Here is a 15,038-nt window from a genome sequence, read left to right as displayed (position 1 = left end):
TTTTGCAAGTAGGAAATGCAAAAAAATAACTGTTTTTCTCTCCTAAAGAAGAAAGAGCAAAAGGAGCCGGTTGTTTTGCCTCTACTCCCCATCCGCGCGGAGCTCATTTTCATTATTTCACATTCCTCGGACTGATAAACGGCTCCGGTTAATTTTTTTACGGCGGTGAGGTGGGATGCGAGGATGCAGTTTTCTTACTATTTTCGCCATACATGTGCTACAATACGGATATAATTTGAAATAAAAGGGGTAGAGGGTTTGAAACGCAACCACTGGTACGTCATCATCACGTATATCGTCATGCAGCTGTCCGCCTTTGTCGGCGTGCCGCTTCTTCGCGCCCTCGGCGTCGGCCAAGGAACGGAAAGCCGCCTCGAAGCCGCCAAACTGGCTTCCGGGTATTGGGCGATCATTAGTTTCCTGCTCGCTTTTGTCATTATCCTATGGCTGCTCCGCGGTGACCGCAACGAACGAATGATGCGGCGGCTGCCGCTTGGTTCCTCGTGGATGTGGGCGGTCTTGGGCGTCTTTTTGGCGCTCACGGCGCAAAGCATCGCCGCCAACATCGAATGGCGGTTGCTCGGCATCAAACCAGGGTCGGAAAATACAAGGCAAATCATCGATATCATCCGCCTGACGCCGCTGCTTATCGTCGTCACCTCCGTCATCGGCCCGATTTTGGAGGAGATTATCTTCCGCAAAATCATTTTCGGCTCGCTTTATGAAAAATACAACTTTTGGCTTGCTGCGCTTGTCAGTTCGCTCTTGTTTGCCCTTGTCCATATGGAGCCGGAACATTTGCTTCTGTACACATCCATGGGGATGGTATTCGCGTTTTTATACGCGAAAACCGGACGCATTTTCGTGCCGATTTTCGCCCATGTCGCCATGAATACGTTCGTCGTCGCCATGCAGACGCTGTTGGCCGACGAGATTGAGAACATGATGCGCCAGTCCGAGCTGCCGCTCGCCGTTTGGAGGGTTTGGCTATGATGCGAAACCCTCAGCTGTTTTCGCTTCCGTATTTCGTCTTAGGCTCAATGTTTACGTATTTGGCCATCGAAAGTGCTCATGAAACGGTTTGGAACGTCTCCACCATCGCTTTAGCGGCGCTCGCTGCCTTTGATTTCGGCACCGCCCTTCGCCTTCTTTTCGCCTCAAAACGCTGACCCCTTCCCGTGATTCGGACGGGAAGGGACCAGAACATCAGTCTCATGACGGCGATCATATCGTGAAAATGGAAACAAAAAACAAGAGGCCGGCCTCAAAGTCCTGTCTTGTGGCTTTTGAGACGGCCCCTTCGTTTGGCCCGGCCTTGCTCGCTTTCCTCTCAATGTTTTTCGTCCCGCCTCACTCATTGCCTTCCTCCTCGGCTGCTCGCTGCGCTTTCCGATAGCCGATGCGCGCCACCCAAATGCTTCCTTCATACAAAATGGTGAGCGGAATCATGACGATCACTTGCGACAGCACATCCGGCGGCGTAATGACCGCCGCTAAAATAAGCAGCGCCAAATACGCATACTTGCGGATGCGAACAAGAAGCTGCGGCGTAATAAGCCCTAAGCGGGTGAAAAACAACACGACGATCGGCAGCTGAAACACGATGCCAAACGGCAGCACGAGCTGAAGCAAAAACTGAAAATATTCATTAATGCCGATCATTTGTTGAACCCCTAGTTGGTCAGCCAGCTGGCTCATAAATCGAACGACAAACGGAAACAAGACGAAATAAGCGAAGCTGACGCCTGCTAAAAAAAGAACGATCGACGCCGGGATATAGCTTAACGTCACTTTCCGCTCTTTTTCATACAGACCGGGGCTGACAAACGCCCAAATTTGATACAACAGCACCGGAGCCGACAGCACAGCCGCGATGACAAAGGCAAACTGAAAATACACTTTAATCGGATCGGTGAGGCGGAAGGCGTTCATGGTCAAATGCTTCGCCTCGGCCGTTCGCTGCAAATACAAAATGACATCATCGACAAAAAAGAAACTAACGACAAGCGCCGCAGCAAAAAAGATGAGCACGATGATGAGCCGTTTTCGCAGTTCACCCAGATGCTCATACACCGACATTTCTTTGTCATTCATTGTTTCTCCATCCTGCCTTGTCATCGGTCGGTTTTCGTTTCTTCGTCATCAGCGAGCCCTTTTGTGGCGTCTTTAAACTCGCGAAGCGACTGGCCGAACGACCGCCCCAACTCCGGCAGCTTTTTCGTGCCAAACAGCAACAAAATTGCAGCAACGAGCAACAAATATTTCATGTGTTGTTCTCTCCTTTTTACGATGGCGATGGATAGTTTTTCAAAAAATAGACGAGCGACTGCAGCTCAATGGCTAAATCGATATGATGGACGCGAATATGGTTCGGCACGTTCAACCGCGCCGGAGTAAAGTTTAAAATGCCTTTAATTCCTTGCGCGACAAGGCGGTCGGTCAGCGCTTGAGCCGCGGCGGCCGGCACGGTTAAAATGGCGACCGGGATGTTTTCGTGAAGCCGCTCCTCCAACTCATCGAGATGATAGACCGGCACCCCGCCGACTGTCGTCCCTACTTTCCGCTCATCGACATCAAACGCCATCACGATTTTCGTATTGTTGTTTTTCGAAAAATTATAGTTTAAAAAGGCGGTGCCTAAATTGCCGACGCCAAACAAGGCGACTTCGGTCACCTCATCCTCTTCAAGCGTCCGGCGGAAAAACGACAACAAATAATTGACATTATACCCGTATCCCTTTTTGCCAAGCGCGCCAAAATAGGAGAAATCACGGCGGATCGTCGCCGGATCGACTTTCACCGCCTCGCTCAACTCGGCAGAGGAGACGCGTTGCTTGCCGGAAGCGTGCAAGTTTTTCAAAAACCGATAGTAAAGCGGCAGCCGTTTGGCGGTTGCCTGCGGAATTTTCGGTTGTTCGTTGCTCATGATCTCATCCCCTAGCTAATCGGTTTTCCGTCGGTAATGGCCAGACTTCCCGCCCGTTTTTTCGACCAAATACGTCGGACCGATGACCATTCCTTTATCAAGCGCCTTGCACATATCGTACACTGTCAACGCACAGACCGAAGCGGCCGTCAGCGCTTCCATTTCCACTCCTGTGCTCCCTTTCGTTTTCACCGTTGCCGTGATGACGAGCTTATGCGCTTCTCCATCGTTTTCCCAAGCAAAAGCAATGTCCACACCCTTTAACATAAGCGGGTGACACATTGGAATAAGGTCAGCTGTCTTCTTCGCCGCCATCACCCCCGCCACTTGAGCGACGGCGAGCACATCCCCTTTCTCGATCGCATTGCTCGTCATTTTTTCGTAAATTTCCCGGCTGACAGTCACGCTCGTTTGCGCCACAGCCACTCGCACAGTATCTTCTTTGTGCGTAATATCAACCATTTTCGCGCGCCCTTGTTCATTGAAATGAGTGAACGATGACAATACAATCTCCTCCATTTATACACTATACACGATTTTTCATCATTCGTCTTTGACCGTTTTCGCGACTTGCGTTAAACTATTCGCGAGGTGACGGACATGATCATTTTGCAAGTGCACGGGCTCACGAAATATTTCGGCGCTGACCTTATTTTATCGAATATAAAACTAGAAATACAGTCCCGCGACCGAATCGCCCTTGTCGGCCGCAACGGAGCGGGAAAATCGACATTGTTGAAAATCATCGCCGGTGAACTCTCTTTCGACAGCGGCAAAATCATCAAACCAAACCATATCAAAATCGGCTATTTGGCGCAAAACAGCGGGCTCGACTCGCCGCGTTCCATTTGGGACGAAATGCTTGAGGTATTCACCCCGCTTCTAGGACTCGAAAAACAGCTCGCCGAACTCAGCATGCAACTCGGCGACCCGGACGTACTCGCCGATCCCGCTCGCTATGAAAAAACGCTGAAAATGTATGACGAGCTGCAAGAACAATACAAAGAACAAGGCGGCTACCAATACGAAGCCGACATCCGCTCCGTTTTGCACGGGCTGCAGTTTTCCTCATATGATTATAAAACTACGCCGGTCTCGTCGTTAAGCGGCGGACAGCGGACGCGGCTTGCCCTTGGGAAATTGCTGTTGTCCAAGCCGGATTTATTGATTTTGGACGAGCCGACGAACCATTTGGATCTTGAGACGCTTGCCTGGCTGGAGCAGTACTTGCAAGCCTATCCCGGTGCCGTCCTGGTTGTTTCCCACGACCGCTACTTTTTAGACAAAATCGTCACCGACGTATACGAACTGTCGAATGCCACGCTCAAACACTATGCCGGCAACTACAGCCGCTATTTGGAGTTGCGGGCCGAGCAATACGAACAAGAGTTAAGACGGTACGAGAAACAGCAAGAAGAAATCGCCCGACTCCAAGACTTCATCCAGCGCAACATCGCACGTGCCTCGACGGCCAAACGGGCGCAAAGCCGGCGAAAGCAACTGGAAAAAATAGAACGGCTCGAACGGCCTGTCGGCGATGAAAAATCAGCCTCCTTTTCGTTCTCGATCGATCGACCGAGCGGCTATGAAGTGCTCACCGCTGAAGACATAGCCGTTGGCTATGACGACGGTGCACCCATCATCCGCCAAATCAGCTTCCGCATCACGCGCGGCGAAAGCGTCGCCCTAGTCGGGCCGAACGGCATCGGCAAGTCGACATTGCTGAAGGCGATCGCCCGAAAACTCCCTATCCAAACAGGAGAGCTCCGCTACGGCGCAAACGTCCAAATCGGCTATTACGATCAAGACCAAGCTGATTTGTCATCGAACAAACGGGTGCTTGACGAGCTGTGGGACGCCTACCCCGAAAAGACGGAAAAAGAAATTCGCACCGTGCTCGGCAACTTCCTGTTTTCCGGCGATGACGTTTTAAAACCGGTCTCCGCTTTAAGCGGCGGGGAGAAAGCACGCCTTTCGCTCGCCAAGCTGATGCTGCAAAAAGCAAATGTCCTTCTTTTGGACGAACCGACAAACCATCTCGACCTTGACAGCAAAGAAGTGCTCGAGCAAGCGCTCATCGACTACCCGGGAACGATTTTGTTCGTTTCCCACGACCGCTATTTCATCAACCGAATCGCAACAAAGGTGTTTGAACTTTCCAGCGGAGGCCTAACGGAATACTTAGGCGACTATGATTACTACATCGCCAAAAAAGAAGAAATGCGCGAATTGGCGCTCCTGAACGTCCGCCCGACAGAAACGGCAAGTGATTCTGCCAAAACGACATACGAGCAAGAAAAAGAGGAAAAAAAACGACGGCGCCAGCGCCAACGCCGCTTGGATGAAATCGAAGCCGAGATTGCAGCGCTTGAAGCACAAATCGCTGAGATCGAGCAAAAACTTTGTGATCCATCCGTTTACGGCGACTATGAGACAATGCAACGATTGACGCAAGAAAACGACGAGCGGAAGCAGCGAGTCGAAACGTTATTGGCCGAATGGGAACAGCTTTATACTTCACTATAACCGACAACCCGCCTCTAGTTTCGGCGGGTTGTTCTTTAGTTAGTCACATTATCCACAAAAGAATCCACAATTTCCACCATGGAATATAAGTTATTCACCAACTTTTCCACATTATCCACAAAAAACATCTTCCTTTTGCACAAAAATCGCTGTGTATTGTTTTTCTTATGTTGATCATGTTTTACCGCTTTTTCCACATTGTCCACAGATTTGTGGATAAAAATATACACAAACTTTTTTCACATGAAAACAAAAAGGACGATCCGTTTGCCTGCCGCAAACGGATCGCCCTTCGGTGTCTTTCGCGTTTCAGCCAACTGCCTAGACAAGCGGCAAGCTTGGATTGGCGTTGAGCGCCAAATCAGCCCGCTTTCCTTGTTGATATAACACTGTTCCCGCAACGGCAATCATCGCAGCATTATCGGTGCATAGCGATAACGGCGGGATGACAAGCTCCACATCGGGGAGCTCTTTCATTTTATCCTGCAGTGCAGCCCGCAGCCCGCGGTTGGCCGCCACCCCCCCGGCGAGCAGCACTTGCCGTACGCGGTATTCTTTGGCGGCCTGCACCGTTTTCGTCACCAGCACATCGACGACGCTGGCCTGAAAGCTCGCGGCCATCTGTCTCGGATCGATCTCCTCGCCGCGCTGCTTCGCGTTGTGGAGCGCATTGAGAACCGCCGATTTTAAGCCGCTGAAGCTGAAATCATACGAACCTTCCTCAAGCCACGCTCGCGGCAAATCAATCACTGGCTCTCCCTCATGAGCCAGCCGGTCGATGTGCGGTCCTCCTGGGTACGGAAGGCCTAAAGCCCGCGCCACCTTGTCATACGCCTCACCGGCAGCGTCATCGCGCGTTTCACCGATCACCGCAAAATTCCCATGCTCCTTCATGAACACGAGTTCCGTATGACCACCGGAAACGACGAGCGCCAACAGCGGAAACTTCATTTCAGCCACTAATTGATTGGCGTAAATATGACCGGCGATATGATGCACCCCAATAAGCGGCAATCCATGGGCAAACGCTAACGCTTTCGCCGCGTTGACCCCGACAAGAAGCGCTCCGACAAGCCCCGGTCCGGCCGTCACCGCCACCGCATCAAGGCCCGCAAACGATACGCCGGCCTGCTGCATCGCTTCTTCAATAACGAGCGTAATTTGCTCCACATGATGGCGGGAAGCAATTTCCGGCACGACGCCGCCAAACCGCCGATGGCTTTCCATTTGCGACGCCACTACATTCGATAAAACCTCTCTTCCGTTTTTCACGACTGCTGCCGCCGTTTCATCGCAGCTCGTTTCAATGCCTAATACATATACGTCCTCATTCATCTCAGCTTCACCCACATGACTAACGCGTCTTCAAAGTTATCCGGATAATACCGTTTGCGAATGCCTCCGTTGCGAAACCCTAGCTTTCGGTACAGCGACTGGGCAACATGATTGGACACGCGCACCTCAAGCGTCATCGTCGCCGCCCCGTGCTGCCTGGCCATGTCCATCAAGCGCCGCATGAGCGCTTCACCAAGCTTTTGCCCACGAAACTGCGGCAACACGGCTACATTCGTCACATGCGCCTCATCGATGACAAGCCACATCCCACCATACCCGATGATCCGCCCGTTGTACACCATGACGATATATTTGGCGTAGCGGTTGTACATGAGCTCGTTGTAAAACGATTCACGGCTCCAAGGCGAAGTAAACGATGCCCGCTCGACTTGCACGACTTCATCAATGTCATGAATGGTCATTGGCCGAAATTGAACATTGATCCCCATCGTTCTGTTCCCCTTTTTGTTTCGCGAGCCATTTCGCCTCCGCCTCGGCAAGGCGGAGGTAGTTCGGCACAAACACATGGGCGTTCTCGCGCTCTTTTTGTTTGCCTAGCATCACCAACTCGCTCGGACGCGGCAACGCCAAAGACGACGGAGCCACGTGAACCCGTTCGCCTAAATGACTTCGAAACAAATCACGATATAGCGGTGCATCCGCACCAATGAACAATACATCCTCTTCCCGCTCGCTCAACCGACGCGCCCACTCATCCGCCGCCACAATCCGATCCTCCTCAAGGCAGCGGAGCGCACCGCCTTCGTAGCGATAAAGCCCGGTGTAAATTTGTCCGCGCCGTGCGTCAAACAGCGGAACGATCACCCCAGGAAAATAACGGCCATTGGCGGCGAGCACCTCAAGGCTCGACACTCCGGCGATCGGAATACCGAGCGACCAGGCAAGCGTTTTCGCAATCGTCACGCCGATCCGCACCCCGGTATACGACCCCGGCCCTTTCGCTACAACGATTAAATCGAGATCTTTTGGAGCAACGTCACATCGTCGAAGCAACAACTCAATGGCTGGCATCGCCCGGGATGAATGGTCTTTTTTCACATTGGTGATGAATTCCCCTTTCACGACATCACCATCTACCAACGCAATGCCAAGCGGCATATTCGATGTATCAATTCCCAATACTTTCATGACGGAAAAATCTCCTTGCACAACTGTTCATAACGCTCCCCCGACGGCTCAAAGTGAAGCAACCGCTCATCGCCGCCACGATGAAACAAGAAAACGGTCAGCCGTTCCTCAGGCAACTGGCCGGCGATCAAATGCGCCCATTCAACAACCGTGACGCCATCGCCAGCAAAATATTCGTCAAATCCAAGATCTTCCCATTCATCTTCAAGTCGGTATACATCCATATGATAAAGCGGAAGCCGACCATCATATTGCTTAATAATCGTAAACGTCGGGCTATTGACCGTTTGCGTAATGCCCAGCCCTTCAGCAAGACCTTTCGTAAACGTCGTCTTTCCCGCCCCGAGATCACCTTCTAATGCGATGACCATTCCCGGCTCAAGATGTTCCGCCAGCCGGCGGGCCACCGACTTCGTTTCTTCCGGAGAATGCACCAAAATTTCAATTTTTTTCATTTTGTTCTACCTTATCCCCTTTTATCATCTTCACTCTTGCTTTTGAAATTGTATCATATCCGAACATCTTGCCGCCACTTCCAAAACGAAAAATAGGCATAGGAGAAAAGGAAAAACAAAAAGGACGATCCCGCGCAGCCTTTTGGCTCGCTGACAGATCGCCCTGTTGCGCAATCGCCCCTAAAAAGAAAAAGGGAATGAGGCGTGTCGAAACTCCCTGGTGAATGAAGCTGCCTAGCAGCGACCTACTCTTGCAGGGGCGCTGGCCCCAACTACCATCGGCGCTGGAGGGCTTAACTTCCGTGTTCGGGATGGGAACGGGTGTTTCCCCTCCGCCATAGCCACTAGGCAACAATGGACAAGTCTTATTATAAGGAAAGTTGACCTGTTGTCAAGACTTTTTCATTCCCTCAAAACTAGATAACCGTGCTCAGGAAGAAGCCGCTCGCCTGCGCTTTTCGCATTGTCCAGCTCCGGCTCGCCGCCGCTCGGGGTCAAATAACCTTCGCCTTCGGGATGTGAACATCCCTGCAGGCGAAGAACATTTGCCCGTCGCGGCGACCCGCTCGCCTGCGCTTTTCTTGGTTAAGCCCTCGATCGATTAGTATCCGTCAGCTCCACGTGTCGCCACGCTTCCACCTCGGACCTATCGACCTCGTCATCTTCGAGGGATCTTACCCGCTTTGCGCGGTGGGAAATCTCATCTTGAGGGGGGCTTCACGCTTAGATGCTTTCAGCGCTTATCCCGTCCGCACATAGCTACCCAGCGGTGCCCCTGGCGGGACAACTGGTACACCAGCGGTGCGTCCATCCCGGTCCTCTCGTACTAAGGACAGCTCCTCTCAAATTTCCTCCGCCCGCGACGGATAGGGACCGAACTGTCTCACGACGTTCTGAACCCAGCTCGCGTACCGCTTTAATGGGCGAACAGCCCAACCCTTGGGACCGACTACAGCCCCAGGATGCGATGAGCCGACATCGAGGTGCCAAACCTCCCCGTCGATGTGGACTCTTGGGGGAGATCAGCCTGTTATCCCCGGGGTAGCTTTTATCCGTTGAGCGATGGCCCTTCCATGCGGAACCACCGGATCACTAAGCCCGACTTTCGTCCCTGCTCGACCTGTCCGTCTCGCAGTCAAGCTCCCTTGTGCCTTTGCACTCTCCGAATGATTTCCAACCATTCTGAGGGAACCTTTGGGCGCCTCCGTTACCTTTTGGGAGGCGACCGCCCCAGTCAAACTGCCCACCTGACACTGTCTCCCACCCCGCTAAGGGGTGCGGGTTAGAATTTCAATACCGCCAGGGTGGTATCCCACCGCCGCCTCCACCGAAGCTGGCGCTCCGGCTTCCCAGGCTCCCACCTATCCTGTACAAGCGATACCAAAATTCCATATCAGGCTGCAGTAAAGCTCCACGGGGTCTTTCCGTCCTGTCGCGGGTAACCTGCATCTTCACAGGTAGTATAATTTCACCGGGTCTCTCGTTGAGACAGCGCCCAAGTCGTTACACCTTTCGTGCGGGTCGGAACTTACCCGACAAGGAATTTCGCTACCTTAGGACCGTTATAGTTACGGCCGCCGTTTACTGGGGCTTCGGTTCGCACCTTCGCTTCCGCTAAGCGCTCCCCTTAACCTTCCAGCACCGGGCAGGTGTCAGCCCCTATACGTCGCCTTTCGGCTTCGCAGAGACCTGTGTTTTTGATAAACAGTCGCTTGGGCCTTTTCACTGCGGCTCTTCAGGGCTCTTCACCCCAAAGAGCACCCCTTCTCCCGAAGTTACGGGGTCATTTTGCCGAGTTCCTTAACGAGAGTTCTCCCGCGCGCCTTAGGATTCTCTCCTCGCCTACCTGTGTCGGTTTGCGGTACGGGCACCTCTTCCCTCGCTAGAGGCTTTTCTTGGCAGTGTGAAATCGGGGACTTCCGGATCACTCCGTCGCCGTCACCGCTTGGCCTTATGATCCGCGGATTTGCCTGCGGATCAGCCTCACGGCTTGGACAGGCTCTTCCAGCCGCCTGCTCGCCCTATCCTCCTGCGTCCCCCCATCGCTCAAACGGGAAGAAGGTGGTACAGGAATCTCAACCTGTTGTCCATCACCTACGCCTTTCGGCCTCGGCTTAGGTCCCGACTAACCCTGAGCGGACGAACCTTCCTCAGGAACCCTTAGGCTTTCGGCGCAGAGGATTCTCACCTCTGTTTTCGCTACTCATACCGGCATTCTCACTTCTAAGCGCTCCACCAGTCCTTCCGGTCTGGCTTCTCTGCCCTTAGAACGCTCCCCTACCGATGACCAACGGTCATCCCGCAGCTTCGGCGGCACGTTTAGCCCCGGTACATTTTCGGCGCAGAGTCACTCGACCAGTGAGCTATTACGCACTCTTTAAATGGTGGCTGCTTCTAAGCCAACATCCTGGTTGTCTTTGCAACTCCACATCCTTTTCCACTGAACGTGCACTTCGGGGCCTTAGCTGGCGGTCTGGGCTGTTCCCCTCTCGACCACGGATCTTATCACTCGCAGTCTGACTCCCGGGCATAAGTCATTGGCATTCGGAGTTTGACTGGGTTCGGTAACCCGTTTTGGGCCCCTAGCCCAATCAGTGCTCTACCTCCAAGACTCCTAAACCCGAGGCTAGCCCTAAAGCTATTTCGGGGAGAACCAGCTATCTCCAAGTTCGATTGGCATTTCACCCCTACCCACACCTCATCCCCGCACTTTTCAACGTGCGTGGGTTCGGGCCTCCAGCCGGTGTTACCCGGCCTTCACCCTGGACATGGGTAGATCACCTGGTTTCGGGTCGACGACGACGTACTCACACGCCCTGTTCAGACTCGCTTTCGCTGCGGCTCCGCCTCTCCGGCTTAACCTCGCACGCCATCGTCACTCGCCGGTTCATTCTACAAAAGGCACGCCATCACCCATCAACGGGCTCTGACTACTTGTAGGCACACGGTTTCAGGTTCTCTTTCACTCCCCTCCCGGGGTGCTTTTCACCTTTCCCTCACGGTACTGGTGCACTATCGGTCACTAGGGAGTATTTAGCCTTGGGAGATGGTCCTCCCTGCTTCCGACGGGATTCCTCGTGTCCCGCCGTACTCAGGATCCGCTCGGGAGGGAACGAAGTTTCGACTACAGGGCTCTCACCTTCTCTGGCCGGCCGTTCCAGACCGGTTCGTCTACCCCGTCCCTTTCTCACTCCCATCGTGAGCGGTCCTACAACCCCAAGAGGACATGCCTCTTGGTTTGGGCTGTTCCCGTTTCGCTCGCCGCTACTCAGGGAATCGCGGTTGCTTTCTTCTCCTCCGGGTACTAAGATGTTTCAGTTCCCCGGGTGTGCCCTCCATGCCCTATGGATTCAGGCATGGATACTGCCCCATTACGGACAGTGGGTTCCCCCATTCGGACATCTCCGGATCAACGCTTGCTTACAGCTCCCCGAAGCGTTTCGGCGTTTGCCCCGTCCTTCATCGGCTCCTAGTGCCAAGGCATCCACCGTGCGCCCTTTCTAGCTTAACCTACAGCGCTCTCGGCTTCTTCCTTTGCGTTTCCGGTTATCTAGTTTTCAAGGAACGAAGTTGCTGCCTTGAACCTGCTTCTTCGCTGGTTTGCGTCGAGGAATTCGGCTTCTCCGAATCCGCTTGTAGACGCAGACGCAAACGAGACTGCTTCTTGAATTTGCTTCTCTGCAGTCTTGCATCGAGGAATCCCACTTCCTCGAATCTGCTAGAAGACGCAGATGCAAAGTAGCTCCTTTGAATTCGCTTCTTTGCAGCTTTGCGCCGAGGAATCCATCTTCCTTGAACCTGCTGGAAGACGAAGGCGCAAAGTAGCTCCTTTGAATTCGCTTCTTCGCTGGTTTGCGTCGAGGAATTCGGCTTCTCCGAACCCGCTTGTAGACGCAGACGCAAACGAGACTGCTTCTTGAATTCACTTCTCTGCAGTCTTGTGCCGAGGAATCTTGCTTCCCTGAACCTGCTAGCAGACGCAGGCACAGACGCAAAGCAACTACATTGAAACAGCTTCCTTGCAGCTTTGCGTCGAGGAATCCAGCTTCTCTGAATTCACTTGTAGACGCAGACGCAAAGCAACTGAAGGAATTTCTCATTCCTTCAAAACTGAACGAAACAGAAGCGCGATGGATTGGTAGGTTGGCCATTGCGACCTCCGCTTTTCTCCTTAGAAAGGAGGTGATCCAGCCGCACCTTCCGGTACGGCTACCTTGTTACGACTTCACCCCAATCACTTGCCCCACCTTCGGCGGCTGGCTCCCTTGCGGGTTGCCTCACCGACTTCGGGTGTTGCAAGCTCTCGTGGTGTGACGGGCGGTGTGTACAAGGCCCGGGAACGTATTCACCGCGGCATGCTGATCCGCGATTACTAGCGATTCCGGCTTCATGCAGGCGAGTTGCAGCCTGCAATCCGAACTGAGAGCGGCTTTTTGGGATTCGCTCCCCCTCGCGGGTTCGCAGCCCTTTGTACCGCCCATTGTAGCACGTGTGTAGCCCAGGTCATAAGGGGCATGATGATTTGACGTCATCCCCACCTTCCTCCGACTTGTCGCCGGCAGTCCCTCTAGAGTGCCCAACCGAATGCTGGCAACTAGAGGCGAGGGTTGCGCTCGTTGCGGGACTTAACCCAACATCTCACGACACGAGCTGACGACAACCATGCACCACCTGTCACCCTGTCCCCCCGAAGGGGGAACGCCCAATCTCTTGGGTTGTCAGGGGATGTCAAGACCTGGTAAGGTTCTTCGCGTTGCTTCGAATTAAACCACATGCTCCACCGCTTGTGCGGGCCCCCGTCAATTCCTTTGAGTTTCAGCCTTGCGGCCGTACTCCCCAGGCGGAGTGCTTATCGCGTTAGCTGCAGCACTAAAGGGTGTGACCCCTCTAACACTTAGCACTCATCGTTTACGGCGTGGACTACCAGGGTATCTAATCCTGTTTGCTCCCCACGCTTTCGCGCCTCAGCGTCAGTTGCAGGCCAGAGAGCCGCCTTCGCCACTGGTGTTCCTCCACATCTCTACGCATTTCACCGCTACACGTGGAATTCCGCTCTCCTCTCCTGCACTCAAGTCCCCCAGTTTCCAATGACCCTCCACGGTTGAGCCGTGGGCTTTCACATCAGACTTAAGAGACCGCCTGCGCGCGCTTTACGCCCAATAATTCCGGACAACGCTCGCCCCCTACGTATTACCGCGGCTGCTGGCACGTAGTTAGCCGGGGCTTTCTCGTGAGGTACCGTCACCGCGCCGCCCTCTTCGAACGGCGCTCCTTCGTCCCTCACAACAGAGCTTTACGACCCGAAGGCCTTCTTCGCTCACGCGGCGTCGCTCCGTCAGGCTTTCGCCCATTGCGGAAGATTCCCTACTGCTGCCTCCCGTAGGAGTCTGGGCCGTGTCTCAGTCCCAGTGTGGCCGGTCACCCTCTCAGGCCGGCTACGCATCGTCGCCTTGGTGAGCCGTTACCTCACCAACTAGCTAATGCGCCGCGGGCCCATCCGCAAGTGACAGCCCAAAGGCCGCCTTTCAACCGAAGACCATGCGGTCTTCGGTGTTATCCGGTATTAGCTCCGGTTTCCCGGAGTTATCCCGGTCTTGCGGGCAGGTTGCCCACGTGTTACTCACCCGTCCGCCGCTGACCAAACAAGAGCAAGCCCTCGTTCGGTCCGCTCGACTTGCATGTATTAGGCACGCCGCCAGCGTTCGTCCTGAGCCAGGATCAAACTCTCCAAAGAAAGTTGATTGGCTTTTGCTTCGGCCCATGCGGACCTCCGCTTTTCGTCGCGCTTCGTTTCGTTCAGTTTTCAAGGAACGAAATAATCCTATGGACTCTTCATGGAGCGGGTGATGGGAATCGAACCCACGACATCAGCTTGGAAGGCTGAGGTTTTACCACTAAACTACACCCGCATAATATTTAGTTTAACAAAATCGGGAAGACAGGATTTGAACCTGCGACCCCATGGTCCCAAACCATGTGCTCTACCAAGCTGAGCTACTTCCCGATGATGGCGCGCTCGAGAGGATTCGAACCCCTAACCTTCTGATCCGTAGTCAGATGCTCTATCCAATTGAGCTACGAGCGCAATAGATTATTGCACCAAAGAGACGGATTATATTTTAGCAACTCGCTGTGTTGCTGTCAATAGTTTATCTAAAAAATGCGGTCGAGAGGACTTGAACCTCCACGGGGTCGCCCCCACTAGGCCCTCAACCTAGCGCGTCTGCCATTCCGCCACGACCGCATATTGACTAATCAGTGCGGGTGGAGGGACTTGAACCCCCACGCCGTGAGGCGCCAGATCCTAAGTCTGGTGCGTCTGCCAATTCCGCCACACCCGCTAATATGGTGAGCCATGGAGGACTCGAACCTCCGACCCTCTGATTAAAAGTCAGATGCTCTACCTACTGAGCTAATGGCTCATGGTTGGGTATACACTCCAGGTACTACCTAGCTCTACCTGCCTCTTCCTCTGCCAGCCTATTCAAAGAAGCTAGGTGCGTCGAGGCAACTCGAAGCAAACTCGAAGATGCAGCGCTCGTTACTGAGCTAATGGCTCATAGTCAAGTATACACTCACAGTGAACGATGTCCCTTCCTCTGCTAGCATATTCGAAGATGTCGGATGCGTCGGGACAACTCGCAGCG

At 53.6% G+C, this 15,038-nt stretch carries 11 protein-coding genes, 6 tRNA genes and 3 rRNA genes; 3 read left to right on the top strand and 17 right to left on the bottom strand.

All coding sequences use genetic code 11. The features are described from left to right. Positions 1 to 258 precede the first annotated feature (258 nt). Together GHH_RS01415 and GHH_RS01410 are read left to right on the top strand one after the other, a co-directional pair. Entirely contained in the window at positions 259 to 993 is a 735-nt protein-coding gene (locus GHH_RS01415; protein WP_015373797.1) for a CPBP family intramembrane glutamic endopeptidase, read from the top strand. Then, positions 990 to 1,169, top strand: a complete 180-nt coding sequence (locus GHH_RS01410) for a YdiK family protein (RefSeq protein WP_013144055.1) — start codon at positions 990 to 992, stop codon at positions 1,167 to 1,169. Before GHH_RS01415 ends, GHH_RS01410 begins: the two co-directional genes overlap by 4 nt. Before the next feature lie 181 nt (positions 1,170 to 1,350). Here the strand turns inward: GHH_RS01410 and tatC are convergent, their stop codons facing one another. The 4 genes from tatC to moaC are packed head-to-tail and all read right to left on the bottom strand — an operon-like array spanning position 1,351 to position 3,430. Continuing rightward, on the bottom strand, positions 1,351 to 2,094 hold the full coding sequence (tatC, locus tag GHH_RS01405; RefSeq protein WP_013144053.1) for a twin-arginine translocase subunit TatC: 744 nt from the start codon (positions 2,092 to 2,094) through the stop codon (positions 1,351 to 1,353). 20 nt (positions 2,095 to 2,114) lie between these two features. Continuing rightward, complete coding sequence (gene tatA / locus GHH_RS01400) at positions 2,115 to 2,267, bottom strand: twin-arginine translocase TatA/TatE family subunit (RefSeq protein ID WP_011229752.1); 153 nt, start codon at positions 2,265 to 2,267, stop codon at positions 2,115 to 2,117. A gap of 17 nt (positions 2,268 to 2,284) precedes the next feature. After that, complete coding sequence (locus GHH_RS01395; RefSeq protein ID WP_013144051.1) at positions 2,285 to 2,926, bottom strand: redox-sensing transcriptional repressor Rex; 642 nt, start codon at positions 2,924 to 2,926, stop codon at positions 2,285 to 2,287. A gap of 15 nt (positions 2,927 to 2,941) precedes the next feature. Next, on the bottom strand, positions 2,942 to 3,430 hold the full coding sequence (gene moaC / locus GHH_RS01390) for a cyclic pyranopterin monophosphate synthase MoaC (protein ID WP_011229750.1): 489 nt from the start codon (positions 3,428 to 3,430) through the stop codon (positions 2,942 to 2,944). A 96-nt stretch (positions 3,431 to 3,526) separates the two neighbouring features. Here moaC and GHH_RS01385 point away from each other — a divergent pair, with 96 nt between their 5' ends. Further along, positions 3,527 to 5,452, top strand: a complete 1,926-nt coding sequence (locus GHH_RS01385; RefSeq protein WP_015373796.1) for an ABC-F family ATP-binding cassette domain-containing protein — start codon at positions 3,527 to 3,529, stop codon at positions 5,450 to 5,452. Positions 5,453 to 5,773: 321 nt separating this feature from the next. On the opposite strand, the gene tsaD is transcribed toward GHH_RS01385, so the two are convergent. From tsaD to GHH_RS01310, 13 genes are all read right to left on the bottom strand, one after another. Further along, the gene (gene tsaD, locus GHH_RS01375; protein WP_013144049.1) at positions 5,774 to 6,787 is read right to left on the bottom strand and encodes a tRNA (adenosine(37)-N6)-threonylcarbamoyltransferase complex transferase subunit TsaD; all 1,014 of its coding nucleotides are present in this window, start codon (positions 6,785 to 6,787) and stop codon (positions 5,774 to 5,776) included. Beyond that, entirely contained in the window at positions 6,784 to 7,236 is a 453-nt protein-coding gene (gene rimI / locus GHH_RS01370) for a ribosomal protein S18-alanine N-acetyltransferase (protein ID WP_011229747.1), read from the bottom strand. Before rimI ends, tsaD begins: the two co-directional genes overlap by 4 nt. Further along, positions 7,196 to 7,936 (bottom strand): tRNA (adenosine(37)-N6)-threonylcarbamoyltransferase complex dimerization subunit type 1 TsaB, encoded by a 741-nt coding sequence (gene tsaB / locus GHH_RS01365; protein WP_015373795.1) that lies wholly within the window; start codon positions 7,934 to 7,936, stop codon positions 7,196 to 7,198. Before tsaB ends, rimI begins: the two co-directional genes overlap by 41 nt. Next, on the bottom strand, positions 7,933 to 8,391 hold the full coding sequence (gene tsaE / locus GHH_RS01360) for a tRNA (adenosine(37)-N6)-threonylcarbamoyltransferase complex ATPase subunit type 1 TsaE (RefSeq protein WP_015373794.1): 459 nt from the start codon (positions 8,389 to 8,391) through the stop codon (positions 7,933 to 7,935). The genes tsaB and tsaE overlap by 4 nt, the downstream gene beginning before the upstream one ends. Before the next feature lie 232 nt (positions 8,392 to 8,623). Then, positions 8,624 to 8,740: ribosomal RNA gene (gene rrf, locus GHH_RS01355) — 5S ribosomal RNA — on the bottom strand. 232 nt (positions 8,741 to 8,972) lie between these two features. After that, positions 8,973 to 11,902: ribosomal RNA gene (locus tag GHH_RS01350) — 23S ribosomal RNA — on the bottom strand. A 664-nt stretch (positions 11,903 to 12,566) separates the two neighbouring features. Continuing rightward, positions 12,567 to 14,125: ribosomal RNA gene (locus tag GHH_RS01340) — 16S ribosomal RNA — on the bottom strand. The 16S, 23S and 5S rRNA genes sit together here with 6 tRNA genes alongside, the layout of an rRNA operon. A gap of 101 nt (positions 14,126 to 14,226) precedes the next feature. Then, a tRNA-Gly gene (locus GHH_RS01335) sits at positions 14,227 to 14,300 on the bottom strand. A 21-nt stretch (positions 14,301 to 14,321) separates the two neighbouring features. Further along, a tRNA-Pro gene (locus tag GHH_RS01330) sits at positions 14,322 to 14,395 on the bottom strand. A 4-nt stretch (positions 14,396 to 14,399) separates the two neighbouring features. Next, positions 14,400 to 14,476, bottom strand: a tRNA-Arg gene (locus GHH_RS01325). Between the two features lie 76 nt (positions 14,477 to 14,552). Further along, positions 14,553 to 14,635: transfer RNA gene (locus GHH_RS01320), tRNA-Leu, on the bottom strand. Between the two features lie 15 nt (positions 14,636 to 14,650). Beyond that, positions 14,651 to 14,732: transfer RNA gene (locus GHH_RS01315), tRNA-Leu, on the bottom strand. A 5-nt stretch (positions 14,733 to 14,737) separates the two neighbouring features. Further along, positions 14,738 to 14,813: transfer RNA gene (locus GHH_RS01310), tRNA-Lys, on the bottom strand. Between the last annotated feature and the right edge of the window lie 225 nt (positions 14,814 to 15,038).

Origin of the sequence: Geobacillus sp. GHH01, from assembly GCF_000336445.1 — a bacterium.
Lineage (GTDB): Bacteria > Bacillota > Bacilli > Bacillales > Anoxybacillaceae > Geobacillus > Geobacillus zalihae.
This window is presented reverse-complemented; position numbering and strand designations above follow the sequence as displayed.